At 66.6% G+C, this 24792-nt stretch carries 18 protein-coding genes and 3 pseudogenes; 7 read left to right on the forward strand and 14 right to left on the reverse strand.

What is annotated here, in order from left to right:
* Window positions 1-200: 200 nt before the first annotated feature.
* Window positions 201-1826, forward strand: coding sequence for a DHA2 family efflux MFS transporter permease subunit (locus tag AB0I10_RS27980; protein WP_363155409.1), 1626 nt, complete (start codon window positions 201-203; stop codon window positions 1824-1826).
* Window positions 1827-2136: 310 nt separating this feature from the next.
* Window positions 2137-2454: a hypothetical protein gene (locus AB0I10_RS27985; RefSeq protein WP_363155410.1), complete on the forward strand. Its 318-nt coding sequence runs from the start codon at window positions 2137-2139 to the stop codon at window positions 2452-2454.
* Window positions 2455-2676: 222 nt separating this feature from the next.
* Here the strand turns inward: AB0I10_RS27985 and AB0I10_RS27990 are convergent, their stop codons facing one another.
* The 7 genes and pseudogenes from AB0I10_RS27990 to AB0I10_RS28020 all read right to left on the reverse strand — a co-directional run bounded on the left by AB0I10_RS27990 (window position 2677) and on the right by AB0I10_RS28020 (window position 9541).
* On the reverse strand, window positions 2677-3180 hold the full coding sequence (locus AB0I10_RS27990) for a nucleoside deaminase (protein WP_363155411.1): 504 nt from the start codon (window positions 3178-3180) through the stop codon (window positions 2677-2679).
* A 143-nt stretch (window positions 3181-3323) separates the two neighbouring features.
* Window positions 3324-3626: pseudogene (locus AB0I10_RS27995) on the reverse strand (xanthine dehydrogenase subunit D); the annotation flags it as partial.
* Window positions 3617-4039: pseudogene (locus tag AB0I10_RS28000) on the reverse strand (FAD binding domain-containing protein); the annotation flags it as partial. The pseudogenes AB0I10_RS28000 and AB0I10_RS27995, both read right to left, overlap by 10 nt.
* A gap of 468 nt (window positions 4040-4507) precedes the next feature.
* Window positions 4508-4678 (reverse strand): annotated as a pseudogene (locus AB0I10_RS28005) (carbamoyltransferase C-terminal domain-containing protein); the annotation flags it as partial.
* Window positions 4679-4819: 141 nt separating this feature from the next.
* Window positions 4820-5629 (reverse strand): xanthine dehydrogenase accessory protein XdhC, encoded by an 810-nt coding sequence (xdhC, locus tag AB0I10_RS28010; protein ID WP_363155412.1) that lies wholly within the window; start codon window positions 5627-5629, stop codon window positions 4820-4822.
* A gap of 1 nt (window position 5630) precedes the next feature.
* The gene (gene xdhB, locus AB0I10_RS28015; protein ID WP_363155413.1) at window positions 5631-8075 is read right to left on the reverse strand and encodes a xanthine dehydrogenase molybdopterin binding subunit; all 2445 of its coding nucleotides are present in this window, start codon (window positions 8073-8075) and stop codon (window positions 5631-5633) included.
* A complete protein-coding gene (locus AB0I10_RS28020) occupies window positions 8072-9541 on the reverse strand; it encodes an FAD binding domain-containing protein (protein WP_363155414.1) in 1470 nt (489 codons plus the stop codon). Before AB0I10_RS28020 ends, xdhB begins: the two co-directional genes overlap by 4 nt.
* A gap of 660 nt (window positions 9542-10201) precedes the next feature.
* Here AB0I10_RS28020 and AB0I10_RS28025 point away from each other — a divergent pair.
* Window positions 10202-10693 (forward strand): hypothetical protein, encoded by a 492-nt coding sequence (locus AB0I10_RS28025; protein ID WP_363155415.1) that lies wholly within the window; start codon window positions 10202-10204, stop codon window positions 10691-10693.
* Between the two features lie 205 nt (window positions 10694-10898).
* Here the strand turns inward: AB0I10_RS28025 and AB0I10_RS28030 are convergent, their stop codons facing one another.
* Window positions 10899-12212 carry an FtsX-like permease family protein gene (locus AB0I10_RS28030; RefSeq protein ID WP_363155416.1) on the reverse strand — a complete coding sequence of 438 codons (1314 nt, stop codon included), beginning with the start codon at window positions 12210-12212 and terminating at the stop codon, window positions 10899-10901.
* 42 nt (window positions 12213-12254) lie between these two features.
* Entirely contained in the window at window positions 12255-13037 is a 783-nt protein-coding gene (locus tag AB0I10_RS28035; RefSeq protein ID WP_363155417.1) for an ABC transporter ATP-binding protein, read from the reverse strand.
* A gap of 118 nt (window positions 13038-13155) precedes the next feature.
* Here AB0I10_RS28035 and AB0I10_RS28040 point away from each other — a divergent pair, with 118 nt between their 5' ends.
* Window positions 13156-14460 (forward strand): sensor histidine kinase, encoded by a 1305-nt coding sequence (locus tag AB0I10_RS28040; RefSeq protein WP_363155418.1) that lies wholly within the window; start codon window positions 13156-13158, stop codon window positions 14458-14460.
* Window positions 14448-15092, forward strand: a complete 645-nt coding sequence (locus AB0I10_RS28045) for a response regulator transcription factor (RefSeq protein WP_363155419.1) — start codon at window positions 14448-14450, stop codon at window positions 15090-15092. Before AB0I10_RS28040 ends, AB0I10_RS28045 begins: the two co-directional genes overlap by 13 nt.
* Here the strand turns inward: AB0I10_RS28045 and AB0I10_RS28050 are convergent.
* From AB0I10_RS28050 to lanKC, 3 genes are all read right to left on the reverse strand, one after another.
* A complete protein-coding gene (locus tag AB0I10_RS28050; protein ID WP_363155420.1) occupies window positions 15082-16938 on the reverse strand; it encodes an ABC transporter ATP-binding protein in 1857 nt (618 codons plus the stop codon). The genes AB0I10_RS28045 and AB0I10_RS28050 overlap by 11 nt on opposite strands.
* A 107-nt stretch (window positions 16939-17045) precedes the next feature.
* On the reverse strand, window positions 17046-17162 hold the full coding sequence (locus AB0I10_RS28055; protein WP_363155421.1) for a class III lanthipeptide: 117 nt from the start codon (window positions 17160-17162) through the stop codon (window positions 17046-17048).
* 60 nt (window positions 17163-17222) lie between these two features.
* Window positions 17223-19841, reverse strand: coding sequence for a class III lanthionine synthetase LanKC (lanKC, locus tag AB0I10_RS28060; RefSeq protein WP_363155422.1), 2619 nt, complete (start codon window positions 19839-19841; stop codon window positions 17223-17225).
* A gap of 494 nt (window positions 19842-20335) precedes the next feature.
* On the opposite strand from lanKC, the gene AB0I10_RS28065 reads away from it, so the two are divergent.
* Window positions 20336-21613, forward strand: coding sequence for a histidine kinase (locus tag AB0I10_RS28065; RefSeq protein WP_363155423.1), 1278 nt, complete (start codon window positions 20336-20338; stop codon window positions 21611-21613).
* Here AB0I10_RS28065 and AB0I10_RS28070 read toward each other — a convergent pair.
* Complete coding sequence (locus AB0I10_RS28070; protein WP_363155424.1) at window positions 21554-22156, reverse strand: response regulator transcription factor; 603 nt, start codon at window positions 22154-22156, stop codon at window positions 21554-21556. The two genes, AB0I10_RS28065 and AB0I10_RS28070, sit on opposite strands and share 60 nt — an antisense overlap.
* A 496-nt stretch (window positions 22157-22652) precedes the next feature.
* Here AB0I10_RS28070 and AB0I10_RS28075 point away from each other — a divergent pair, with 496 nt between their 5' ends.
* The gene (locus AB0I10_RS28075) at window positions 22653-23687 is read left to right on the forward strand and encodes a CinY protein (protein ID WP_363155426.1); all 1035 of its coding nucleotides are present in this window, start codon (window positions 22653-22655) and stop codon (window positions 23685-23687) included.
* Window positions 23688-23888: 201 nt separating this feature from the next.
* On the opposite strand, the gene AB0I10_RS28080 is transcribed toward AB0I10_RS28075, so the two are convergent.
* Entirely contained in the window at window positions 23889-24728 is an 840-nt protein-coding gene (locus AB0I10_RS28080; RefSeq protein ID WP_363155427.1) for a MerR family transcriptional regulator, read from the reverse strand.
* Window positions 24729-24792: the final 64 nt, after the last annotated feature.

Below are 24792 nucleotides of genomic sequence, written 5' to 3' on the forward strand. Positions count from 1 at the left end.
CGGGGGAGGTGGGAGTCACTCACCACATCCTGGACAAGGGTGTTCTGTGACGGTGGCGACGTGCGGTGTCCCTTCGGGTTCTTTCCGAGCCCCCTCAGGGATCTGCCAGGGACCGCGCTCTGGCTTGGCACTGTTCTGGCATCAGCGGCCTGGTCCGCGTCACCACCAGCAGAGCCGGTTCCCTCAGGGAGGTTTCCGGAGTGCCGGAAGTCAAATCTGCCCAACACCCGGCCACGCAGCGTCCGTGGCTGGTTCTCGCGATCATGTGCATCGGCTTCTTCATGTCGTTGCTCGACGGATCCATCGTCAACGTCGCCATCCCCACGTTGATCCACAGCATCGACGCCTCCTACGACCAGGTGCTGTGGGTCATCGACGGCTACCTGCTCGCCTTCTCTGTGCTGCTGATCAGCACCGGGCGGCTGGGGGACATCTTCGGATACCGCCGCCTGTACGTGATCGGCATCATCACCTTCACCCTCGCCTCAGCGCTGTGCGGGCTAGCCGATTCACCGGCCCAGCTGCTGACCGCCCGGGTGCTGCAGGGACTGGGCGGGGCGGTGCTCTTCCCACAGGTCATCTCGTCGATCCTGACGATCTTCCCGCCACAGCTGCGCGGCCGCGCGTTCGGCCTGTTCGGCGCGATCGTCGGTTTCGCCCCGATCGTTGGCCCAGTCGTCGGCGGTTTCCTGCTCGCCCACCTCAGCTGGCGTTGGATCTTCTTCATCAACGTCCCGATCGGGATCATCACCACCGTGCTGGCGCTGACCTTCGCGCCGCCCATGCGCTCCGGCCGCACCCACCGGCTCGACCTTGGCGGCGTCGCGTTGGCCACCGCCGGGTTGAGCGGCATCGTGTTCGGCCTGATCGAGGGAGAACGCTACGACTGGGGCACCATCACCGGGCCGATCAGCATCACCTCGGTCATCGTCGCAGGCGTCGTGCTGTTGGTGATGTTCGTCGTCTGGCAGCACCGGCAGCGGGACGAGCCCCTGATGCCGCTGGCGCTGTTCGGCGCGCGCAACTTCGCGGTCGGTAACTGGGTCGGGTTCGTGTTCCAACTCGGCATGATCGGCATCATGTTCGTCCTGGTGCTGTACCTGCAGTTGGCGCGCGGGTACTCGGCGCTGGAGACCGGCCTGGTGGTGCTGCCGAACGCCGCGCTCACCGCGGTCGGTTCGGCGTACGCCGGGCGACTGTCGGACAGGTTCGGCGGTAAGTACGTCCTGATGGCCGGGATGACGCTGCTAGCTGCCGGCCTGCTGGTGCTGGTCGCCATGGTCGGCCCCACCAGCAGCGCGTGGAGCCTGCTGCCGGGTTTGACCATCATCGGGATCGCTAGCGGCGCCACGTTCGCACCGCTGCAGCAGGCCACCATGGACGGCGTCGATCCGCGGCTGGCCGGGGCGGCCTCCGGCGTCTCCAGCACCACCCGGCAGATCGGCGGCGTCCTTGGCACCGCCGTGCTGGGCGCGCTGCTGTCGGCCCGCCTCTCCTCGACACTGCGCAGCGAGGCCGAGAAGCGCGCCGGTCAGCTGCCGGAGAATCTCCGTGCCCGGTTCATCGACGACAGCGCGACCGCCGCGCAACATTTCAGTCCGCCCACGCCACCCGGCGGCCTGAACCCCGCCACGACCCAGTTGTACGGACGCGTCACCGCCGACACGTTCGCCACCGGCTTCGTCGACGCCATGCAGACCACCCTCATGGCGTGCGCCGTGGTCCTGGTGGCCGCCGCCTTGTTCTGTTTCCTGTTCAGCCCGCACAACAGGCCGGCGACCGAGCCGACGCAGAAGAGGCAAGCCGAAACCGCGCCGCGCGACTGACCCAGCAATGACGGTGGTCGCGGCCTGGTGACCGCGACCACCGCCGGGCTCCGGTAGCAAAGTCGGGCTCCTGTAGCAAACACGTGTGGTCCGGCGTGGAAGACCGTTCCCTGGCCCGAATCCGTTGAGGGTGCCCGAACAGCTCCTGCCAAACGGCTGACGGGCGCGACCACTCCGTAGTCGGGCCCGTCAGGTGTCTGCGCCCATCGGGGTGCGGCGGTCGCAGCCCATCTTCCGTGAAGCCCCAACGCCGTTGTCAGTGCCTGCTGTCAGGCTGTACATCGCCTCACAACGTCGTCTGGAGGACAGCATGAGCACCGCCGATCTTGGTCCGCTGGTCATTACGCGCCGCAGCGGCGGTGAGCCCATACGGGCCGACGGTGAAACAGTGGGCAGGCTCGGTGACTTCTGGAGCTGGGCATGCTCCGACCTGTCCAACAACACCATGCGCGGTGTCCTGGCCGAGTACCTCGTGGCCACGGCCTTGGGCGCCGCTACCGGTACCCGCACCGAATGGGACACCGTTGACATCCGTACGCCCGAGAAGTGGCGCGTCGAGGTGAAGTCGGCGGCGTATCTGCAGTCATGGGCGCAGTCCCAGGGGCAGCGGGCTCAGCCCGCGCGGTGAGCCTTGTCGACGGCCTTCGCCAGATGGGCGTCGACAAGGCCAGGGCTGCCGGAGACCACCACGACCACCGTCCCGGTGACGATAAGCATCATGACCCACTCCACGAGTGCGTGCGGCAGGTCGAGTGCGCAAGGACAGACGGCCAACGAGGCCCCCAGGCTGCTGTGTTGAGACGTCAGACATCTCGATCAACAGCCCAGGGGCCCGCGGTGAACCGGGTTTTCAGTAGTCGATGCGGTCGGACTTGGCCAGCCACGCGTCGAACGGCGCCGTACGGTTCGGCATGTCCACTCGCTCGATCGCCATCGGCCACAGCTCCGCGGGCTTCTTTTCGAACAGGTCGTAGAACTTGCGGTCGTCGAAACCGGCCACCGCAGCGTCATCCCGATCAGCGGCGAAGATGATCCGGTCGACTCGCGCCCACAGCGCAGAGGAAAGACACATCGGGCACGGCTCACACGAGGTGACCAGGACGCAGCCCTCCAGCGAGAAGCTGCCCAGCTTCTGGCAGGCGGCACGGATCGCGCTCACCTCGCCATGCGCCGTCGGGTCCAGGTGCGAAGTGACCTTGTTGTTCCCGATCGCGACAATCTCGCCATCCTTGGCGATCAGTGCGCCGAACGGCCCGCCGCCGTTCTTCACGCTGTCGGTGGCAAGGCCGATGGCCTCGTCCATCCAGGCGCGCTCAAGCTCCTGGATGCTCGCTTCTTGGGTGTGCGTGGTCATGGTCACTCCTTTTTTGCAGACTGTGGGGACTCCCCGGATGCTCCCCCGTGCGGGACACCGCACGGACAGATCACCCGGGGCAACAAGTGGGGCTCCGCGGGTGCCGCCTTGAGATCGGCTCGGTCGGCGACACCTACGGCAGATCAGCGCGGCCAGACGCCGACAATGTGCTCCGGCGAGACCGGGGTGCGGGTCAGGTTCAACCCCGTCGCATTGCGGATGGCGTTCACGACCGCCGGGGTGGCGGAAACAGTGGGCGGCTCGCCGACACCACGCACGCCGTACGGCGAGCTCGGGTCAGCCCTTTCGATCACCTCCACCTTCATCGGCGGCGCGTCCAGAATGGTCGGGATCAGGTAGTCGGTGGACGAGGGTTTGCGGATCTTGCCGTCCTGGACCTTGATTTCCTCCATCACAGCAAGGCCGAGCCTCTGTGTGGAACCACCCGCGCACCACGGGCCTGCGACTCGACCTCGACATCGGCGCCCGAGGAGAGCAGCGCCGGGTGGGAGTCACCGGCCGGCGAGGCGCAACCGAGGTTGCCGCCGGCGCCGCCACGGTTGCGGATCTGCGGGGAGGCCACGGCGTGCGAGGCGAGCGCGGGGCCCGGCAGCTCGGTCCCCGGGTTCTCCATGATCTTGGTGTACGACACCGAGGGGCCGAGGGCGACCTTCTCCTCGCCGATGTGCCACTCGCTCAGCCCTGTGAACCGGTTGAGGTCGAGCAGGTACTCGGGGCGCCGGTGGTCAAAGTTGATCTCGACCATGATGTTGGTGCCACCCGAAATCGGCACAGCCGTGGGCTGCTCAGCCTTGGCGGCGAGCGCCTCCTCCCAGCTGGCGGGGCGAAGGAAGTCCATATACGGCTCTCTTCATTCGTATCGGCGTCGTTCCGTTTCGAGCCAGAGGACGGAAGTCCCTTCCGTGACTCGTTCACGTGCTGTTAATGCGGAATAGCGCAAGTACACCCGCCGGGCCCCGTCGAGGGTCAGTCACCGAAACCATGAAGGAGTTGGCTGGTCGACTGGCCCCTCTCGTAGATTCGCATGAATGACAGTACGTAGTAACCCCAGCACTTTCCGCCGAAACATCCGACAGCAGCAGAGCCGCCGCGCCGGTCTCTCCCGCACCGCGGGCGAAGGCGATCCGGTACGACTACCGTGCCCGCTCGACTGCCGCAGCCGGCGCGCCTGTGCGCGAGCTGGGTGAGGTTGGCGGACACAGGGGTCGGTGACCGTGTGCGAGACGTGCGTGCAAGACCCCGGCCATGAACCTCCGGCCCGTCGCCGGGACGTCCCGGCAAGACGTCCCGGCGACGCGCACGAATGTCATGCGGACGGGTCGGCCTTGGTGACGAGGTAGTTGCCGAGCGCGACGTAATCGATCTCCGCGCCGAGGAAGCACTTCAGTGCGTCGGCCGGGGTGCACACGATCGGCTCGCCGGCCACGTTGAACGAGGCGTTGATCAGGCAGGGCACGTCGGTCAGCGCGGTGAACCGGGTCGCCGCAGGGCGCAAGCCGGTTCCTGCCCTGGTGAGGCCGATGCCCGTTGAAGTGAGGGGCACAAGTCACGCCGAAGGGGTGCCCCGCATATATGCGTTCGCATGAGCGCGGGACACCCTGTCAATCCGGTTGGGGAGTCAGTTCCCCTCGGTTTCGAAGGTGCGCAGCACATCGGCAGCGACGCTCACGGCAATGGTCGCGGGTTCCTTGCCGGTGATGTCGGCCAGCCCGATCGGGGTCTTGATCCGATCGATGGTCGCCTCGTCGTGACCGCCCTCGGTGGCGAGGCGTTTGCGGAACCGTACCCACTTGGCCGCCGACCCGATCAGCCCGATGGAGCCGAGATGGGTGGTGCGCAGGGCGGCGTCGCACAGAGCGGCGTCCTCTGCGTGATCATGGGTCATGATCAGGATGTGGGTGCCGTGCGGCAACTCCTCCAGCACCTCCTCGGGCAGCAGCGGCGTGTGATGCACGTGCACCTGCGCCACCGCGTCTGCCAGTACGTCGAGCCGCTCCTTGGTGAGCTGGTCGGCGCGGCTGTCGATCAGATGGAGGTCGAGGTCCTGGCGTGCCAGGATGCGCGCCAGTTCAAGGCCGACGTGTCCGACGCCGAAGATCGCCACCGCCCGTACCACCGGCAGCGGTTCGAGCAGCACCGAGATCGTGCCGCCGCAGCACTGCACGCCGTGCTGGTTGGTCACCTTGTCGTTCAGGGCGAAGTCGATCAGCTCCGGCTCCGCCTTGCCCGCGGCGATCATCTCCCGGGCCCGGTCGATCGCGACGGCCTCGCAATTGCCGCCACCGATCGAGCCCCATGTCTCGGTCTGCCCCACCACGAGTTTCGCACCGGCGTCGCGCGGGGCATGGCCGCGCACGGTCGCGACGGTCACCAGCACGCCGGACTCCCGACGTGCTCGCAACCGTGCGACCGCGGCGACCCACGCCATGTCAGGCACCACTCAACGCTTCTGCGGCGGTTCGGATCTTGCCCTTGGCGGCCCCGTTTCCGGGGTGGCCGTTGGTGGCAGACCCATTGCCGGCGTGACCGTTCCGGGACCCATCGACCTGGCGAGCCGCCTCGATCGCCCAGAACACCGCCTCCGGCGTCGCGGGCGAGGCCAACTCGACTTCGACCCCGCTCGGCCCGAACTCGGCGGCGGCCTGCCGCAGCGCTTCGCGCACCGAGAACGCCAGCATCAGCGGAGGCTCACCCACCGCCTTGGACCCGTAGACCGCGCCCTCCTCGGTGGCGTTCTCCAGCAGCGTGACGTTAAACTCCTCGGGCATCTCCGAGAAGCTCGGCAGCTTGTAGGTGCTCGCCGCCTGGGTCAGCAGCCGGCCGCGGTTCGGCCCGTCCGTGGCGTCCCAGCGCAGGTCCTCAAGCGTCAGCCAGCCCGCGCCCTGCACGAAACCGCCCTCGACCTGGCCGATGTCGATCATCGGGGACAGGCTGTCGCCGACGTCGTGCACGATGTCCACCCGACGGATGCGGTAGGCGCCGGTGAAGCCGTCGACCTCCACCTCGGTCGCGGCGGCGCCATGGGCGAAGTACTTGAAAGGCGAGCCCCTGAACGTCTTCACGTCCCAGTGCAGACCCTCGGTCCGGTAGTAACCGGCCGCCGACAGCTGGACTCGCTGGAAGTACGCGGTGCGCACCAGGTCGTCCCAGGCCAGCTCCTTGTCGCTGCCGAGGCTGCGCGCAACGCCCTCGACGATGCGCACGTCCGAGGCGTTCGCACCCAGCTGGGAGCCGGCCACCTGCAGCAGCCGCTCGCGCAGCTGCTCACAGGCGTTCTTGATCGCCCCACCGTTGAGGTCCGCCCCGGAACTGGCGGCGGTGGCGGAGGTGTTGGGCACCTTGTCGGTACGCGTCGGGGCGAGGCGGACCTTGTGCAGCGGGATGCCCAGCGTGGTCGCGGCCACCTGCATCATCTTGGTGTGCAGGCCCTGGCCCATCTCGGTGCCGCCGTGGTTGATCAGGACGGAGCCGTCCTTGTAGATCAGCACCAGCGCGCCGCCCTGGTTGAAGGCGGTGAGGTTGAACGAGATGCCGAACTTGATGCCCGTGATCGCAAGGGCCCGCTTGGTGTTCGGGTGCGCGGCGTTGAAGGCGGCGATCTCACGCTTGCGATCGGCGATGCCGGCGTCGCTCTGCACCTGCTGCCACACGGTGGAGATCCGTTCGGCCTGCGTGATCGGCTGTCCGTACGGCGTCGTCTGGCCCTGGCCCGGCTGGTAGAAGTTGCGTTCCCGCAGCTCCATGGGGTCCAGGCCGAGCTGGGGCGCGCAGCGGCCCAGGATGTCCTCGATCACCAGCATGCCCTGCGGTCCGCCGAAGCCGCGGAAGGCGGTGTTGGAGACCGTGTTGGTCTTGGCGATGCGACCGGCGACGCGCGCGTTGGGAATCCAGTAGGTGTTGTCGATGTGGCACAGCGCTCGGGCCAGCACCGGCTCGGAGAGGTCCAGGCTCCAGCCGCCGTCCGCCACCAAGGTGGCGTCCAGGGCCTGGATACGACCGTCGGCGTCGAAGCCGATCTTCCACGTGGCGTGGAACCCGTGCCGCTTGCCGGACATGGTCAGGTCCTGGGTCCGGTTGAGGCGGAACCGGACCGGCCGACCGGTCAGCTTGGCGCCGAGCGCGGCGACGGCCGCGAACCCGTGCGGCTGCATCTCCTTGCCGCCGAAGCCGCCGCCCATCCGCAGGCACTGCACGGTGATCTCGTGGGAGGGCACGCCGAGCACGTGGGAGACGATTTCCTGTGTCTCGGACGGGTGCTGGGTGCTGCTCTGGATGAACACCTGGTCGTTTTCGTCGATCAGGGCCAGCGCCGCGTGCGTCTCCAGGTAGAAGTGCTCCTGGCCGGCGAACTGGAACTCGCCGGTGATCACGTGCGCGGAGTCGGCGAAGCCCGCGTCGATGTCGCCGTGCACCATCAAGGGCTGGGCCCCGTGATAGCTGCCCGCCTCCATCGCGTCCTGGAGTGTGATCAGGGAGGGCAGTTCCTCAAGGTCCACCTCGACGGCCGCCGCACCGAGCCGGGCCGCCTCCAGGGTCTCGCCGAGCACCCAGGCGACCGCGTGGCCGTGGAACATGACCTCGTCGGGGAACAGCGGTTCGTCATGCTTCATGCCGGCATCGTTGACGCCGGGCACGTCGGCACCGGTCAGCACGCGGACCACGCCGGGCACGGCGAGCGCGGGCTCGGTGCGCAGCGCGGTGATCCGGCCGCGGGCCTTCATGACCTGGACCGGGTACGCGTGCAGCACGTCCTTGGTGCGCTGGACCAGGTCGTCGGTGTAGAGCGCGGTGCCGGTGACGTGCTGGAAAGCGCTCTCGTGCGGCATCGAGACGCCGACGACAGGCTTTTCGGGGAGCTCGGACAGATGACTCATGACGACACCGCCTCTGTGGTCTGTGCGTGCAGCTTCAGCAGGCTCTGGCCGAGCATCGCGGAGCGGTAGAGGGAGCTGGCGCGATGATCGCTCATCGGTGTGCCCTCGCCCCGCAGCACCCGGGCCGCGGCCTCGACGGTCTCCGTCGACCACGGCTTGCCCTCAAGGGCCGCCTCGGTGGCGAGCGCGCGGATCGGGGTGGCGGCCACGCCGCCCAGACCGATGCGCGCCTTGCGGACGATCCCGTCCTCGATGTCGAGCGCGAAACCGACGGCCACGCTGGAGATGTCGTCGAAGCGCCGCTTGGCGATCTTGTGGAAGGACGTGACCGGCGACAGCGGCAGCGGGATGCGCACCGCACGGATCAGCTCGTCGGGACGGCGCACGCTCTGCCGGTAGCCGGTGAAGTAGTCCGCCAGGGGAACCACACGCTCACCGTCGGCGTCGGCGAGCACCAGCGACGCCTCCAGGGCGAGCAGCACCGGCGGGCTGTCACCGATGGGCGAGCCGGTACCCAGGTTGCCGCCGAAGGTCGCACCGTTGCGGATGAGCCGGGAGGCGAACTGCGGGAACAGCTCCGCGAGCAGCGGGACATCGCCGTCGAGGCGACGCTCGATCTCGGTGAGCGTCAGCGCCGCCCCGATCTCGATGTAGTCGGACTCGACGCGCAGCTCGCGCAGTTCGGCCAGCCGGTCGATGGCGACGACACAATCCGCCCTGCGGGAGCGGATGTTGACCTCGACGCCGAAGTCGGTGGAGCCGGCGACGACCACCGCGTCGGGCCGCTCGCGCAGCAGCTGCAGCGTTTCGGCGAGGGTGTTCTTCCGCAGGAACGTGCTGTCGTCCTGGGTGTACTCGGTGGCAACCGGTGCGGGCGGCTCCGCGTCGCGGCGCTGGGCGAGGGGGTCCTCGTCGGTGGGCGCACCGACGGCGAACGCGGCATCGCGAATCGGGCGGTAGCCGGTGCAGCGGCACAGGTTTCCGCTCAGCGAGTGCAGATCGAAGCCGTTCGGACCGTGCTCGGCGTCGGCCTCGCCGTCCTCCAGCGGGTTGCCGTGCTCGCAGCGGTCCGGCCGGTAGTACTCGGAGGCCATGCTGCAGATGAATCCCGGCGTGCAGTAACCGCACTGGGAGCCGCCGCGGGCCGCCATCTCCTCCTGCACCGGGTGCAGGGTGGGCGGCGTGCCGGGTTCACCGGCGGTGGCGAGGCCCTCGGAGGTGATGATCTCCTGACCGTCGAGCGCCGCGGCCGGGACCAGGCAGGCGTTGACCGCCACCCAGTCGGTGGGCTTGTTCACCCCGGGACGGGCCACCAGGACCGAACAGGCGCCGCATTCACCCTCGGCGCAGCCCTCCTTGGTACCGGTGAGGCCACGCTCGCGCAGAAAATCCAGCACTGTGGTGTGGGGCGCAGCCGGTGAAATCGGAGTTTCTTTCCCGTTGACCGTGATCCGCGCCGCTACCATGACAGGCCTTCCTTTCGGTGCGCGATCGGTCGATTCATCATGTTCGCCAATTTCAGGCAGCTTTCTGTGTTCAGACGCGCCACATGCGAGGAGCGGGCGCAAAACGGCGCGCAACAGCGACGTGCCGGGAGATGGTGAGAGGAAACCCAAAACGTGCCACGAACGGGCACATCAAAACGGCGTGCTCAGCAGCCGTGCGCGATCCGACCCGGAACCCAGACCGTGCTCTGGGCGAGACGACCAAGATCAGAGCTGGTGTTCATCCGCTGGTCGCCTCCTTTCGGTAGTTATGGGTCGACGTCTACCGCAAATTAGTGGCCGGGGCCACCGAGGTCAAGGGGTTGGCCTCGGTGTCTCGAGAACCGATCGGATTCGAGGCCGGGGCGCCACCGCAGGGCGGTCGAGCGCACGGCGTCCTGGCCGACCGAGCGCCGTCGCCCGCAGCGCCGGTACCTCAGGATGCCTCAATGTCTTACCTCCCTTGCATCACAAGGGGATTGGTGTGCGGCAAGGCACACGGGGATCTTGCCGATGGGAGACGGATGCCCCTACCGAACAACAGCGGCTGGGGCCGGCATGGCGCGGGTCGGCCCCAGTCGACCCGTTCGGAGTCGGCTCAGAGGGGGCGCGGCCTTCCCGACGACGGGCGAGACGCAGCTCATGCGCCGGCCTGCCCCAACTCGCTGGAACGACGGAAAGGGCAACGGCATCAGGGTCGGGGAAGGCAATCCGAACAACCCGCAAATATATCAGCAGGTCGATCACGTAGTGATCAATTCCGGTGGCGAAATTACAGGCAGGAACGGGAAGCCGATACCGAGCAGTATTGACCCTTCGGGCATTCTCGGATCCCGAATATCAAAACACTTCCGGATCGAACGGAATTACCCGAATCCGGAATATTTTGACGATTTCACCCTAAGAGTAAACGTCCTGGACGACACGACTGTCCTGGATGACCCGAACGCAGCAGTCGGTAGGACGCCGGCCTCCACGCGCGAAGCAGAAGCGATGCAAGTGCTGGCCGACCGACTCAACGAGATCCTCGACGCCGTGAGCGCCCGGAGCCCCGACAGTGGCTTTCTGGCGTCGCCACTGTGGGACGGCATCGTCGACGCGTCCATATCTGCGCTGCACGTCATGACTCAGTGACTTCACCACGCTGACTCGTGCCCCGCCACAACCGGCCGACCGAAATCCTGTCGGCCGGTGCGCGATCGAACGGAGGCAGGCAGAAATCCAACTCTCCGTGCCATACGGTCGACAAAGGGCAGAAATCCAACCGGGCACACCAGCCCCGACTGCGGCATCTTCGCCGGTCAGGGCCAGGTCAGTGCATTTCCTGGTGTGGCAGCCGCTACTCCACCGCGCGTACAGCGTTTACCCGCAGCACCAGAACACCGGGGACGAGTACCCCCAGCATTCCCAATCCGGCGCAGCCCGCCGCCACTTGAGCCATGTCTGCCCAGGGCAACACGGCAGGTACCTCCGTGAGATAGGGCGCGATCCGCTTCGACAGCCCGGCCAGGAAAACCACGATGACCAATCCGGCCGCCAACAACCCGCTGAGCACCACGACGACAGACTCCCAGCCCAGCATGCGCAGCAGCTGCGCCCGCGTGCTCCCGGCCAACCGCAGCGCCGCGAACTCCCGGCGGCGCTGACGGGTGGCCAGCAACAGGGTGTTGAGGATGCCCAGGGCTGCGCAGACGATCAAAGGGGTCATGAGGATGCGCATGCCCACGTCGTTGTTCTCCTGCTGGAGCGCGTTCTGCGCGGTGACGGTCGCATGTGATACGGCGTTGCCGCACAGCAGCATGGTGCTGAGCCCGGCCGCCAGCAGCACCGGACCTGCCATGGCCGCCACCCGCCGTCCCGCCGCCGCGCTGTTCGCCGCCGCCAGACGACCCGTACAGCGGGACAGCAGCCGTCCGGGCAGGGCGCTCAGCGCGGCCACCGGGCGCACCACGAGCGGAAGCAACAGCCAGGCCGCGACGAGCAGGGTCAGGCACAGGGCCATCGCACCGTTGAGTGCTTCGTGTGCGCCACTCTTGCGGCCGTAGCGGTCCCAGACCGCCCAGGCCAGGAGCAGCATGGCGACTGCAGCGATCGCGCGCCCGATAGCCGGCGTGCGGCGCTCGGCTGCGGCTTCCCGGAGGACGGCGACCGGGCCGGTGCGCAACGGACCGCGTACCGCCGCCAGCGCCGCCGGGATGGCGATCACGATGGTGGAGAGCAGCCCGACCGCGAAGCCGACGGGCGAGAAGTCGGGTTGGGGTCCGCTCGGCAGAACGTGGTGGTCGATGAGCCAGTCAAGTACAGGGCCAAGGGCGGCGGTTCCGCCGGCCGCACCCACCACGCCGCCCAGCGCGGCGACCACCGCGGCCTCGCTCACGATCTGGGCCCGGACCTGCCCCGTGGTCGCTCCGATGACCCGCAGCGCCCCGATCTCCGTGCGCCGCTGCTGGGCCACCAGGGCCAGTGTGTTGGCGACCAGTAGCAGGGTGGCAAAGCCGGAGGTGCCGCCGATCAGGCCGAGCAGCGATTGCGCCGACCGCTCGGCGCGGTGCCCCGGGTCGGCGCGGTGGACGTTGTCCAGGACGGAGGCCAGCAGGGTCAGCAGCCCCGCGCTCATGGCGGAGACGAGGAGGACGCCCACGTACTGCCCCATGCGAGTGCGGACGGAGGCAAGGACAAGAGAGAGCACGACCGTTCACACTCCCAGGGTGGCCAGGCGAGCCGCAATCGTCTCTGCCGTGGCGGCCTCGGGCCCGGCCAGCCGGTCGACCAGCCGCCCGTCGGCGAGCAGCAGCACCTCATCGGCCCAGGCTGCCGCCTGCGGGTCGTGGGTCACCATGACGACGGTAGCCCCCAGATCGTCGACGGCTCCGCGGAGCAACGCAAGCACCTCGCGGCCGGAGGCCCGGTCCAGCGCACCGGTCGGCTCGTCGGCGAAGACCACCTCGGGCCGCGTGATCAGTGCGCGGGCGAGAGCGACGCGCTGCCGCTGGCCGCCCGAGAGCTGACCGGGCCGGTGGCGGCGGCGGTCGTTCAGACCCACTCGCGCCAATAGGTCGTCCAGGTGGTGCGCGTCGGGCCGGCGGCCGGCCAAGCGCAGCGGCAACTCCACGTTGGCGGCGACGCTCAGCGCGGGGATGAGGTGGAAGTCCTGGAAGACGAAGCCGACGCGGTCTCGGCGCAGCAGCGTCAACTGCCGCTCGGACAGCTCGCCCAGCTCCCGGCCGCCGAGGGCGACGGTCCCCGCGGTGGGGCGCTCCAGCCCGGCCGCACAGTGCATCAGCGTCGATTTACCCGACCCCGAGGGTCCCATCACGGCGGTGAACGTGCCTGCAGGGAAGCCGTGGTCAATACCGTGCAGGGCGGTTACCGCACCCGCCCCCTTACCGTGCACCTTGCGTAAGGAGCACAAACGGACGGCCATATGTTCACCCGTAACGGGCCGGTAGTCGATGGAGGTCGGTGGCGTCGTCTTCATGGCCCTATTCAATCCCTGACGGAGATCGACGTCAGTGGAGCGTGGTGGAATACGGGGGTAGTGCTGGATCTACCCGTGTTTCACGGCCGGGGCGGGCAAGCGGCGCCGAAGGGGGACAGTGAGGCTGCAGGTACAGGAGCGTAGCGCCGCGATATGCGCGCTGCTGGGCCAGAAGTCAAAGCGGCTGGGCCGGTCGGCACTGTACCTGGCTGGTGGCTTTCCGGTGGCACTGCCCTGGCTGGTGGCCTGGCTCCCTACGGTGGCGCTCGGCGCAGCGACCGCCCTGTTTCTCATCGGCATCCCGCTGCTTTCCGCTGCGGCGCTCTCCGGCATCCCGCTTGGGGCGGTGGAACGGGCCCGACTCCGTCTGTTCACGGGCCGAAGGGTGCCCACGCCCCACGCACCGCATACACAAGAGGACGGCGGGGCGCTTACTTGGGCATGGCGGCGGCTCAGGGAGCCCGCGACATGGTGGGAGCTCGGTTACGCGGCGGCCCACTGTGCGGTGGCCATCGCCGACTTCGCCCTGGTTGCGGGCAGTCTGCTGATGTCCGTCAGCCTTCTAGCGGCTCCACTACTGCGCGGCTTCACACGCGATGGCGAGCTGCGGGTGGCCGTATTCGAGGCCCGTACGGGCCTCCAGGCGCTGGTTCTGGTGCCGTGTGGAGCCATAGCGCTGGTTGTCGTCTTCCTGGTGCTCACCAGATATGCGGACCTTCGGGCTCGTATCGCTACGAACTTGCTGACCAAGGGAAGCAGCTCCGCGTCACCGGACCGAGACGAACAAATAGGACAGTTAGTAAGCTCCAGGGCCCGCATTCTGGACGCATTCGACGCGGAACGCCGCCGGATCGAGCGAGATCTGCACGACGGGGCACAGCAACGGCTCACCGCACTGATCATGTCCTTGGGTCTGGCCCGTCTGGAGCTTGCCGACAGCGATCCGGAGGCCCGGCAACTGGTCGACAAGGCGTACCAGGAGGCCCGTACCACCCTCAACGAGCTGCGGGACCTGGTCCATGGCATCTACCCTGCGGCTCTCACCGACCGCGGGCTGCCAACCGCCCTCACCGCTCTGACCGAGGACTGCGTCGTGCCCACTGAGGCGAGGATCGACCTGGACGACATGCGAACGCGCCCGCCGGAAGCGGTGGAAGCGGCAACGTACTTCGTGGCCTGCGAGGCACTGACCAATGTCGTCAAGCACAGCGGCGCGACCGAGGCACGGCTTTCTCTGCACCGCGCAGGGCCGCGGCTGGTCTTGGAGGTGTACGACAACGGCGTCGGAGGCGCCGATGCTGAGGCCGGCAGCGGCCTTCTGGGCCTGGCCGACCGTGTGGCCGCCTTTGAGGGATCCGTTCATGTGTCGAGTCCGGACGGCGGACCGACCCGCTTGCATGTGGAGATTCCATGCGCATCGTGATTGCCGAGGATTCCGCCCTACTGCGGGAGGGTCTGGTGCAGATCCTCATGAAGTTCGGCCACGAAGTAGTGGCGGCAGTGGACAACGCACCCTCGCTGCTGGCAGCGGTGCGCGACCACATGCCCGATCTGGCACTGATCGACATTCGCCTGCCGCCTGGGTTCAAGGACGAGGGAATACAGGCTGCCGTGACGTTGCGGCAGGAGCACCAGGGCCTCGCCGTGCTCATGCTGTCGCAGTACCTAGAGGCCGACTACGCCGCCGAACTGCTGGAGACGGGCGATGCGGGTGCCGGCTATCTCCTCAAAGACCGCATCGGAGATGTTCTCGACTTCCTCGATTCAGTACGGCGGGTAGCCGCCGGCGAGACCGTCATCGACCCAGAGATCGTCCGCCGACTGCTGGGGCGGCGCCACGGTCGGTCCTCCATACAGGCGCTCACCCCTCGCGAAACGGAGGTGCTCGCCCTGATGGCCGAGGGGCGCGCCAACGCTGCGATCGCTCATGAGCTCACCATCACCCAGGCCGCGGTCGCGAAGCACATCGGGAACATCTTCGACAAGCTCGGGTTGCACGCGACCGGCACGGATCACCGACGAGTGCTGGCCGTTCTGGCGTATCTCAAGCGGTGATGCCGACCGCGCGTCCGGCTTCAGCCACACTGTCGCCGAACTGCGCGCGGCATAGCGAGGCATAGTGCCCGTCAGCCGCCAGCAGCTCCTTGTGGCTGCCGCTCTCGGCCACGCCGCCATCTCGCAGCACAACAATCCGGTCGGCCCCCCGCACGGTGGACAGACGGTGCGCCACAATCAGCGCTGTGCGACCTTGCAAGGCTCGCGCCAGGGCCTGCTGGACCCTTTCCTCCGACTCCGAGTCGAGATGGGCAGTCGCCTCGTCAAGCACCACGATCCTCGGATCCTTCAGCAATAACCGGGCAATCGCGAGCCGTTGCCGCTCACCCCCCGAGAGGTGATGCCCGCCGTCACCGACCACGGTGTCCAAGCCCTCGGGCAAGCGCTGCACGGTGTCCCAGACCATGGCGTCCCGGCAGGCGCGTTCACATGCCTCATCGGTGGCGTCGGGGAGCGCGTAAGTCAGGTTGGCCCGCAGCGTGTCGTGGAAGAAGTGACTGTCCTGGGCCACCACTCCGATCCCATCCCGCAATGACTCCTGGGTGACGGTGCGCAGGTCGTGCCGGCCGATGCGAACCGTGCCACTCACCGGGTCGTACAGCCGGCACACAAGATTGACCAGAGTCGACTTGCCCGCGCCCGACGGGCCGACCACGGCGAGGGTCTGGCCGGCCTCGACGTGCAGATCGATGCCCCGGAGAATGTCCCGTTCCGCTCCACCGGTCGGTGTCTCCTTGCCGAGCGAAACGAGGCTGGAACCTGGCGACGCATGATGACGGAAGCGGACGTTCTCGAAAGTGATGGACGCCGCCTCTGGAGGCAGTGCCATGGCCGTGGGGCTGTCCTGGATGTCGGGAACAAGGTCCAGAACCTCAAAGATGCGCTCGAAGCTGACAACCGCGGCGGTGACCTCGGCGCGAGCCTGGGAGAGAGAGGTGATAGGTCCATAGAGGCGAGCCATCAGAGTGACCACGGCCATGAGCGTGCCCACGGTGATGCCACCGTCGACCGCCAAGAGCCCACCTGCCAGATAGACCGCGGCGGTTCCCATGGTCGCCAGCCATGAGACGGTGAGCGCGAGCAGGGCATTGGTAGCGGTCAGCCGTATACCGGCATCGCGCAGCCGACTGCCCCGGCGCTCGAAGTGCCTGGCCTCGGCCTCGGTTCGGCCGTAGAGCTTGGTAAGAACAGCCCCCTGGCCACTGAACCGTTCGGTCATGAAGCTCACGAGCGCGGCGTTGTCGGTCAGCTGTCTCCGGTTCAGCGTGTGCAGACGCCTGTTGAGAACCCGAGCCGGCAGCAGGCACGCGGGCACCAATACCGCAGCTAGCACGGTGATCTGCCAGGACAGGAAAACCAGGGTGGCCGCCACCGCGACGGCCGCTACCAGGTTCGACAGCAGCGTGGACGCGGTGGTGGTAAATGCCCTTTGGGCCCCAAGGACATCGGAGTCGAGACGAGTAACGAGGCTCCCAGTCGGCACCCGGGTGAAGAAGGAGACGGGCATACGTTGCACATGGGCAAAGGCACGCCGCCTCAGATTGAAGGTCATGCCCTCGCCGATGCCAACGGCCAAACGCCGCTCTAGAAAGGTCACCCCGACAGTGACGGTCGCCAACACTACGAGCAGCAGGACCAATTCGATAATTCGTCCCTTGTCGTGCCGCAACACCCCCTCGTCAACGATACGTTGGGTAAGGAGTGCCGGCAGAATGATCAGCGCCGACTCCAGCAGTACGAGGAAAAGGAAACCCATGAGGCGGCCGCGAAACGGCGCCGCGCACTCTGCGATTCGGCGCCACGTGCCCGGAGCCTGATCACGTGGGCGCTGCTGGCTGTCGTCCATCGCCTCTCCTTTCAGGTACCGCGGAGTCTGCGGCCGACCGTCGCGGTCGGAAACGACGTGCGGGGCGGCTTGCGCCGCCCCGCACTGATCCGATCTCAGTCAGCCGATCAGCAGAAGACGCTGATGCCGCTGGTGTCGTTGCAGTGCTGGCTCTGGCCGGAACCCAGGGCAACGACGTCCTCGTCACGAAGCTCCAGGGACTGCAGGTCAAGAATGTTCGCCATAGCAATGCTCCTTTAATGGTATGGGGCCAAGACGGCCTCATGATGGGTGTTAACCCGCCGTCAGGACGCGTGGTGGTCCGGACGGAGGAATGGGAGGAAACTCGCGGTACCGCTCAGCGCACTCTTGAGGCCGAGGAGAATGCCCGCGTTTCCAGTCGCGTAGTCCATTGAAATCCGCATCAGCTGGAAGCCGGGGAAGACGGCCTCTCCGTGAAGCCCGAGCTGATACCAGGACAGTCGGTCGAGATGGCGTCGGGTGACCTGGACCGTCTCGGGATCGCTGGGACCCGTGATGTGCTGCAGGGCCACCATCTGGCCGACGCGGCCGTTCCAGAGGGAAGGCTGTACGAAGAAACCGCCGGCGCAGGTGTTGCGTGCCGCTTCGAGGACATCCAACAGCCGACCGTCCTCGCGATGACGCAGCAGCTCCGAGCCAACGACGGCGACTCCTGCGGCGCCAGCCTCGATATACGGATTGAGCCGCCATCCCTCGTCAACGTTCAAGGTGTTGAAGCTCGAAACCCGGCAGCGGTCCAGGTCCAGGTGGGACGCCTTGAATGCCGCGTCCAGCCATAAGCTGTCACCGGTGTGCTCGTACATCCGCAACATCAGGAGCGCGGGCCCAGACCAGCCGTGCATGAGGCCAGCCGGTCCCATCGACTTGCGGACCAGTCCGAGTTCCGCTCCGGAGCGGGCACCGGCAGCACGCGGGAAGCTACCGGTGACAACCGATTCGGCTACTCGCTCGGCCAGTTGTGTGGCACGGCCATGCATCGTGCTGTCACCTGTGACGTCGGCGAAGTGCAGAAGATTCAGCCCTATACCCGACAGGCCGCCGAACAGATTCGGGTTGGTTAACTGGTCGAGTGTGGAGTCAATCTGCTCGATCAGTTGCAGGGCTTCCTCCTCACGGCCGATTTTCTGGAGTGTGTGGGCCACTCCGTGGAGGCCGTCGAAGAATCCCGGTTGGTTGGTGCTGCTGCGCTCGACGGCGGACAACAGCCACTCATCCGCCCCATCGGGGATCTCATAGCCGCTTTCTCGCAGCGCGTACAGCACGCCTGCCGCGCCAAACGCGAAGGTCTCGCCTACGTGTGAGAACTGTCGTACGTCGCCGGGGAAAAGCCGGTCCTCCCGCTCGGGTGTTGCACTGGCTTTGATCGCCGCCGCTATGGAGTCCAGCAGCCGCGGCCAGTCGGTGGCCTCGCCCTGGATCTGCACCTGAGGACGGCCGATGCCCGCTTCAGCCGCCTTGGTCCTGGGCATGGACGTCCCCAGGCCGCTGCGGATGGCCTCGACATACTCTGCCGGTACGGGGAAGTTCTCCCGCATCGCGTCGATCAGGTCGTGGATCTTCTCCCGGTCCAGCGTGAAAACCGGAACGAGGGGCATGAAGAGCCAAAGGCGCAGAATCGCCAGCGCGTAGATGTCGACCCTTGTACCGCGGTATTCACGAGGCGCCGCGAAACCCGGGGCGGCCATGGCCTGTTGGAAGCCCTCGGTGTCGAAGGACGAGGTCTCGAAGTCTACGAGCACTGCCCGGCCGTCCTCAAGCACCAGAATGTTGTGCGGGTGCAGGTCGCCGTACACCACGCCCCGGCCGTGGATCTCACCGAGCAGTGTCTCCACCTGTCGGCAGATATCCATGGCCCACTGGGTGTAGGCCGTCTTCTGCTCCTCGTCCACGTCCGCGCCGAGCAACGGATAGGTCTGAGCCTCCTTGGAACTCAGCCGCTCGCCGTCGAAGTACTCAATGGCCAGGAAGTGGTGATCCCAGGCAGTGAAGTGCTCATGAAGCCGCGGCAGCCCCTGCACCCCGTCGAGCTTGATCAAGGTATCCCGCTCGCGAAGGAGCCGGGTTACAGCGTCGGCTGCCTCCATATCGAGCGCCGCATGCGGCCGGGCTTCCTTCAGAACAACCTGGAGTCCATCGGAGAGGCGCTTGGCCACATAGATTCCACCGCCATTGGAGAAATGGAGCGGCTTGAGGATCTGGTACGGGAAAGTATCTTCCGAGGGCACGGTGCGTGCCTCGATGCTCTTCTTCAGGATGTCTGGCGGGGTCACCCACTCAGGCACCTCGAAGGTCGGCCTACGTATATCCGGTACGAGCTCGCCGTCCGGCCGCTGCATGGCGGGGACGACGTCACCGCTCTCCAGCAGGATCTCCCGCTTTCGGAACCCTCCGTAACGCACATAGAGCGGTCCGGCTTCATAGCGCGCATCGCTGAGGATGTACGGGCCAGGCTCGCCCGCCAGGAGAGCGGCGAGACCAGTCAGCACATCGGTCAACTCCGCCTCGTCACGAGGGTAGATCGTGACGAGCTTGCCGCTCGCACCCCGCGGAGCGTACTTACCATTCTGACCTAGGAAGGCGTGCCTGCTGGGCAGAAACTTGAAACCGTAGCGACGGGGGACGCAGTAGTCCCACACCGTCTCAATGATGCGTTCGGCGTTGTCCGTGGTACCCGAGGCGTGCACCTTCCACCCCTGTTCCACCATGTGCTCACCAAGGGGGTGAAGCTCGAGCCACATGTCCCCTCGATGCTGCCGCCACCCTTCGGGAACGGGACGGCCGGACACCTCGAAATCGGTACTGCTTGCGCCGTTGCCAGACCGGCCGGGGGCTTCGAAGAAGACTGGGTCGGCCATGCAGTAATTCTCATAGCGCTTGTCCATCGAATACCCCTCTGCTGTCTGCCGGTTCCCCAGGCGTAGTGGGCCGGAGAAGCCCAGTCGGCGCCCCGCGTTCTTGGTGGGCACATCACGAATCTTGCCTGGCGAGCTATCTCATGGCGAGAGAGAAACTCCTGAAATCCCCCGGTAATACTTCACAGTCGGGCACAGGAACGGCGCCCGCGTAAATCCAGCCAGAGCCTGGAGATGGCAGATCGCATCGCAAAACCGGAATCCAGAGATCCGCAAAAAGCCACTTCAGGCTCGCTTACGCAAGCACCGAATCCAATCCCAGGCAGGTTGGCCAAAAATAACGGGTCATGCCTCGAAGCGTGATTCCTTATGATTGCCGCCGGTCTTCGCGAGGGCGCGAACGTCTTCGCAACAGCGTTGGCAGCCTTGCAGGAGGCGCGCCAGCCTCAGGAGACATCCGGCGCGCCTCCCCGGAGCCAGCAGCTGCATGGACAGCGGAAACACGCTCACTTCGGAGGGGTTTCATGGGGGACGCAAAAGCGAAGTTCGGCACTGAGATCAGTACACCACCACGAGCGCAGGCATTGGCTCTGGCTATCGTTACAGCCATTTCCGTCGGCTTCCTTGGCGTGGTCCTTTTACATATCGCCAGAGCGCCCGTGAGTACCGTCACCGTCATCCTCAGTGGAATCGTAGTGGCAGTGCTTATCGGAGTACAGGTACACGTCAGCACCTGTGTCCTGCGCGGCCATCAGCTACGCTGGGGGCGTTTTGCCCTAACGGTGCAGGGTCTGCTGTCTCACCTCCCTCATCTCCTTGTCGGAGAGCTGTGGAACGGCGTGCCGGGGTTTTTCGTTGGCTCCCTCCTTTTCAGCGCGCACGGCCGGGCCGCCTGGCTCTTGGCCGGCTGTGTGACCGTCACCAACCCACTGCTGGTGTACGGAGTCACCCACGACGCACACTGCGCGCTGGACGGGCAGGTGATCAGCGCGTTGATCGGATTGACACTGTTCGCCGTGGTCCGACTGGCCAGTCAGCTCCGCGAGGTCCACGCCTTGCGTATGGATCTGGCACAGTTAGCCGTCACCCAGGAGCGGTTGCGGTTCGCACGCGACCTCCACGATCTGGTGGGCCATACGCTTTCCAGCGCTTCGATCAGGGCTGAGCTGACCCACCGGTTGCTCGCTCAGGACCCGAGGGCCGCCCGCATTGAGGTCACCGAGCTCATCAAGGCCATCCGACAGACGCACGCTGAAGTACGTAAGGTCGCCCATGGATACCGCCACCTCTCCTTGGAGTCGGAGCTGGTCTCTGCCCGGTCAACACTCCAGGCGGCCGGCATAACGCCCCACTTCTCGCACTACGGGGTCGCACTGTCACAAGGCTCCGGCAGCACTCTGGCGGCGGTGCTCAGGGAAGCAGTGACCAATGTCGTGCGTCACAGTACGGCGCGTCACTGCGCCGTACGGATCACCCAGCACAAGGGCACTACCCGGCTCATCGTCGTCAACGATCGCCCTCATCCCGCACGGGGCGGCGAGCCCTCCGAATCGAGCGGGTTGCGGAACCTGTCCGAGCGCGTCGCCCTCCTAGGCGGAAGCCTGCTCGTCTCACGCCCAGCAACTGCCCGGGTAGAAGAGTTCCGGCTGGAGGCCCGCCTACCGGCTGACTATCCGGCCACCGTCATGACCGGCTCCGACGGCGCCTCTCTGGCCCAAGGACGCCTGCTCCCTTGGAAGACATCAGATCCATCCTTCGTGCAGGGCGATCCGGATGGCGTCGACGCGATTTCTGGCGCCTGACTTGGTGACGACCCTCGACAGGTGGTTCCGTACGGTACTGAGCTCCAGGTGCAGCCGTTTGGCGATTTCTTGGGGCCGCGCACCTTCGGCCGCCTGTCGTAGGACCTCGGCCTCTCGCGGGGTGAAGGGATTCGGAGCGCTTTCCAACGCTGACGCCGCCAACTCCGAATCGATGACCCGCTCGCCTCTCGCGACTTTCCGGATAGCCAGGATGAGTTGGTCCGGCGGGGTGTCCTTCAGCAGGAATCCCGTGGCATGTGCCTCCAAAGCACGCCGGATGTTCCCGGGCTGGCCCAGGCTCGTGACGATGAGACATCGGCATGACGGCAGGCGTTCGTGCAACTGGGCAGCCGCAGTGAGTCCGTCCATGCCAGGTAGGCCGATATCGATGAGCGCGAGATCTGGTTCGGTGCGCAGTGCGGTCGGCACTATCTCGTCCCCACGCTCTAACTCCGCCACGACCTCGACGTCCGCTTCCTGCCGCAGCAGACTCGCCAACGAGCCGCGCAGGAGCTGCATATCTTCGGCCAAGAGCACTCGCATTGCGTATCTCCTCTTCCAGCCCACCCTGCGCGCCCCCGTGGGCAACCACCGGCTACCGAAGCTCGAACTCCTTCGAATCTCTCACCTTCTCATCTTTTATCCCCGTAGCGGCGAGCGCCGCGCGCTGCTCTGGTCCGTGGCGGCCAGGAGCATGAAGCCCTCACCCAAGCGTCCTTGTGCAGGTGGAAAATTCCTCAATTGCCATCATTTGATTCGATCTTGATGGCGGCCAGGAACTTCTGTCGCCCCCTGCGCCGCGGCCTACGAGTCATCCCCGATGCGTGCGCCGGCACAGACTGCATGGCAGTCGCGTTGCCGGGCACCGCGTTCCATCACGTCAGGCAACGGCCTGTCTTGGTGCGGCCCATCCCGCATGCGACGCATTCGCCGCGGCGTGTTCGCCATATTTCACCGCATCCGCGCGTGCAGCTTCCTGCGGTACGCGACCGTGAGCAGCCGCGTCTCGGCTGCGTTGACCCATGACCAAGGAGAGTGTGTGAGACCCGCAAGAGAGTCACGGAAGGCGACGCGTCATCAACGGTGTCGCAAGTTTCTCGCCATCGGCGCGGCCGTCGTCGCCAGCCAGGCCCTGCTGGTGCTCGGCGCCCAGCCCGCGGGAGCCTTCGGTACGGTCAACACGCTAGGCCAGAACTCGGAGCACGAGAGAATCACACGCGCGGCACTGTCCTGCCCGCCAGGCACTTCCTCGGACGGGGCCTGCTTCGAGCCACGTTCTATCGACCAGCTCGCGGGCCACACCGGCACTTTCGGAGCGGTCGGCGCTCCAGACTCCGACGAGATCCTCACCCCTACTGCACACTGCGACAACGCGGACTACTTGGATGTAAAGGGCTACCCACGTAGTCGAGGGCAGGCGAGCGACACACTGCGAAACTGCATAGCGCACTTGCAGAAACGATTACGGGAGGGGGTTACCGCAGCTGGCGGCACCCTCGACGCTGAAGGCGGCGTCCCAGCCTCCGAGGTAGATCTACAGAAGGACTGCACCTATACATTGGGGCTGCCTGGTCGGGACAAGTGCGAGGCCATCGAAGGTTTCGGCCGCGCCCTGCACGGAGTCCAGGACTTCTACTCGCACAGCAATTGGACTGACCGCATTGACCCCGCTCGGCCGGCCGGACTCGACAACCCTCCGGGCCTGGGCCGCTCAGCACCCTCGCCGCTGCTCAACCTCACCGCTTCCCAGCCACCCGGCCCCTCGGCGATTCCGCAACAGCTGACGACCGGTTGCTTCTCACTGCTCAAGGGCTGCTCGAAGCGCATAGAGCACTCCAAACTCAGTAAGGACAACGGCCTCATTGACCCGGCTACGGGGGCCACCAGCGCTCCCACTACCGCCCGCGGCAAGGTGGCTGGAAACTTCAACAGCGCCGTGCAAGGTGCCATCACGGAGTCCCGGCAGCAGTGGAAGCAGTTTCGCAATGCGCTCACCCAGCAGTACGGCGCGCAACACGGCGAGCGCATCGTCTGTGCCCTCACACACGACAACGCCGTGGGCGACTGCGCTTGACCACCTCTGGTCAGCGCACAAGGCCCACATCCGGTGGTCTGTGACCACCGGATGTGGGCCTCTCGGCCAGTGCAGGCCACAAACCGCACGTTCGCAAGCCGTCATTCGCCAGCCCCCTGGCGCACCGTCCGCGAGCCGCGGGGCGTCACCCCGGGTCAACGACACCACCGCACCGGCGATCAGAGATCCGAAGAAGACGACCTACTCCGTATCCGGACCGTTCTTCTCCAAGTAGTCGGCCATCGTGAGGTCCAGGTAGCGCTCCACGGCACGGGCCTGGGCGGGCGACGGCTGGACGGTCGCAGCGCCCATGGCCTGGGACCCGAGCATGATCCCCCGGTCGTCGGCCTCGCTGAGGTCCGGCTCCGTCGGGTGCACTCCGGCTGCCTCCTCCGCGGCCTCCACCGCCGCGTTGTACGCCGCCATCTCCTGGGCGTACCGCTCGACGCGGGGGTCATCGATGTCGGCGTCGGCCAGCTCGTCGAACAGCGAGGCCAGCCGTGCGCCTTCCGCCTTGAGATCCGGGCGGGTCTCCAGGAAGGCTTCGGCCCGCACCATGTCGAGCGCGGCGCCGGTGCCGTGGGTCGCCTCCAGGAGGAGCATGAACTCCTGCTCCTCCTTGCTGGGGACCTCAAGTCCGGCTGCCTTGTAGACGGCTGCCACCTCGGGGGTGAACAGGCCGGTGGTGCTGCCGAGTTCGCGGAGCCGGGCCACCGCCGCCCGCTGCTGCCGCAGTCGCTCCTCCTTGGCCGCAAGGACGCGGTCCAGCTCGGTCAGGAGTGTCTGAACCTGCTGGTCGTCGGTGGCTTCGGCGGCCTCGCGGACAGCCTCCAGGCTCAGCCCGGCCGCGGTCATCCGCTGGACCCACAGCAGCCGGGTGATCCCCTCCATGCGGTAGGACCGGTTGCCCGCGCCGTCCCGGTCGGGCTCAGGCACCAGGCCGATCTCGTGGTAGTAGCGGATCGTCCTGGGGGTGAGGGAGGTCAGTTCGGCGACCTCACCAATGGAAAGGGGCTTGTTGCGGAAATCTTTCGCGTGCATGGGGTACATGCCAGCACTTTCCGCTACGTCATGTGCAAGTCGCGGCACTGCTCGCGCAGGAGGA

This window comes from Streptomyces sp. NPDC050636, from assembly GCF_040654775.1.
In the GTDB taxonomy this organism is placed as follows: Bacteria; Actinomycetota; Actinomycetes; order Streptomycetales; family Streptomycetaceae; genus Streptomyces.

Bases quoted from the DNA above. Each gene is read 5' to 3' on its own strand.
- AB0I10_RS27985 (WP_363155410.1), top strand. From the start codon at position 2,137: ATGAGCACCGCCGATCTTGGTCCGCTGGTCATTACGCGCCGCAGCGGC.
- AB0I10_RS27990 (WP_363155411.1), bottom strand. From the start codon at position 3,180: ATGACCACGCACACCCAAGAAGCGAGCATCCAGGAGCTTGAGCGCGCC.
- xdhC (WP_363155412.1), bottom strand. From the start codon at position 5,629: ATGGCGTGGGTCGCCGCGGTCGCACGGTTGCGAGCACGTCGGGAGTCC.
- xdhB (WP_363155413.1), bottom strand. From the start codon at position 8,075: ATGAGTCATCTGTCCGAGCTCCCCGAAAAGCCTGTCGTCGGCGTCTCG.
- AB0I10_RS28020 (WP_363155414.1), bottom strand. From the start codon at position 9,541: ATGGTAGCGGCGCGGATCACGGTCAACGGGAAAGAAACTCCGATTTCA.
- AB0I10_RS28025 (WP_363155415.1), top strand. From the start codon at position 10,202: ATGCGCCGGCCTGCCCCAACTCGCTGGAACGACGGAAAGGGCAACGGC.
- AB0I10_RS28030 (WP_363155416.1), bottom strand. From the start codon at position 12,212: ATGGGGCAGTACGTGGGCGTCCTCCTCGTCTCCGCCATGAGCGCGGGG.
- AB0I10_RS28035 (WP_363155417.1), bottom strand. From the start codon at position 13,037: ATGAAGACGACGCCACCGACCTCCATCGACTACCGGCCCGTTACGGGT.
- AB0I10_RS28045 (WP_363155419.1), top strand. From the start codon at position 14,448: ATGCGCATCGTGATTGCCGAGGATTCCGCCCTACTGCGGGAGGGTCTG.
- AB0I10_RS28050 (WP_363155420.1), bottom strand. From the start codon at position 16,938: ATGGACGACAGCCAGCAGCGCCCACGTGATCAGGCTCCGGGCACGTGG.
- AB0I10_RS28055 (WP_363155421.1), bottom strand. From the start codon at position 17,162: ATGGCGAACATTCTTGACCTGCAGTCCCTGGAGCTTCGTGACGAGGAC.
- lanKC (WP_363155422.1), bottom strand. From the start codon at position 19,841: ATGGACAAGCGCTATGAGAATTACTGCATGGCCGACCCAGTCTTCTTC.
- AB0I10_RS28065 (WP_363155423.1), top strand. From the start codon at position 20,336: ATGGGGGACGCAAAAGCGAAGTTCGGCACTGAGATCAGTACACCACCA.
- AB0I10_RS28070 (WP_363155424.1), bottom strand. From the start codon at position 22,156: ATGCGAGTGCTCTTGGCCGAAGATATGCAGCTCCTGCGCGGCTCGTTG.
- AB0I10_RS28080 (WP_363155427.1), bottom strand. From the start codon at position 24,728: ATGCACGCGAAAGATTTCCGCAACAAGCCCCTTTCCATTGGTGAGGTC.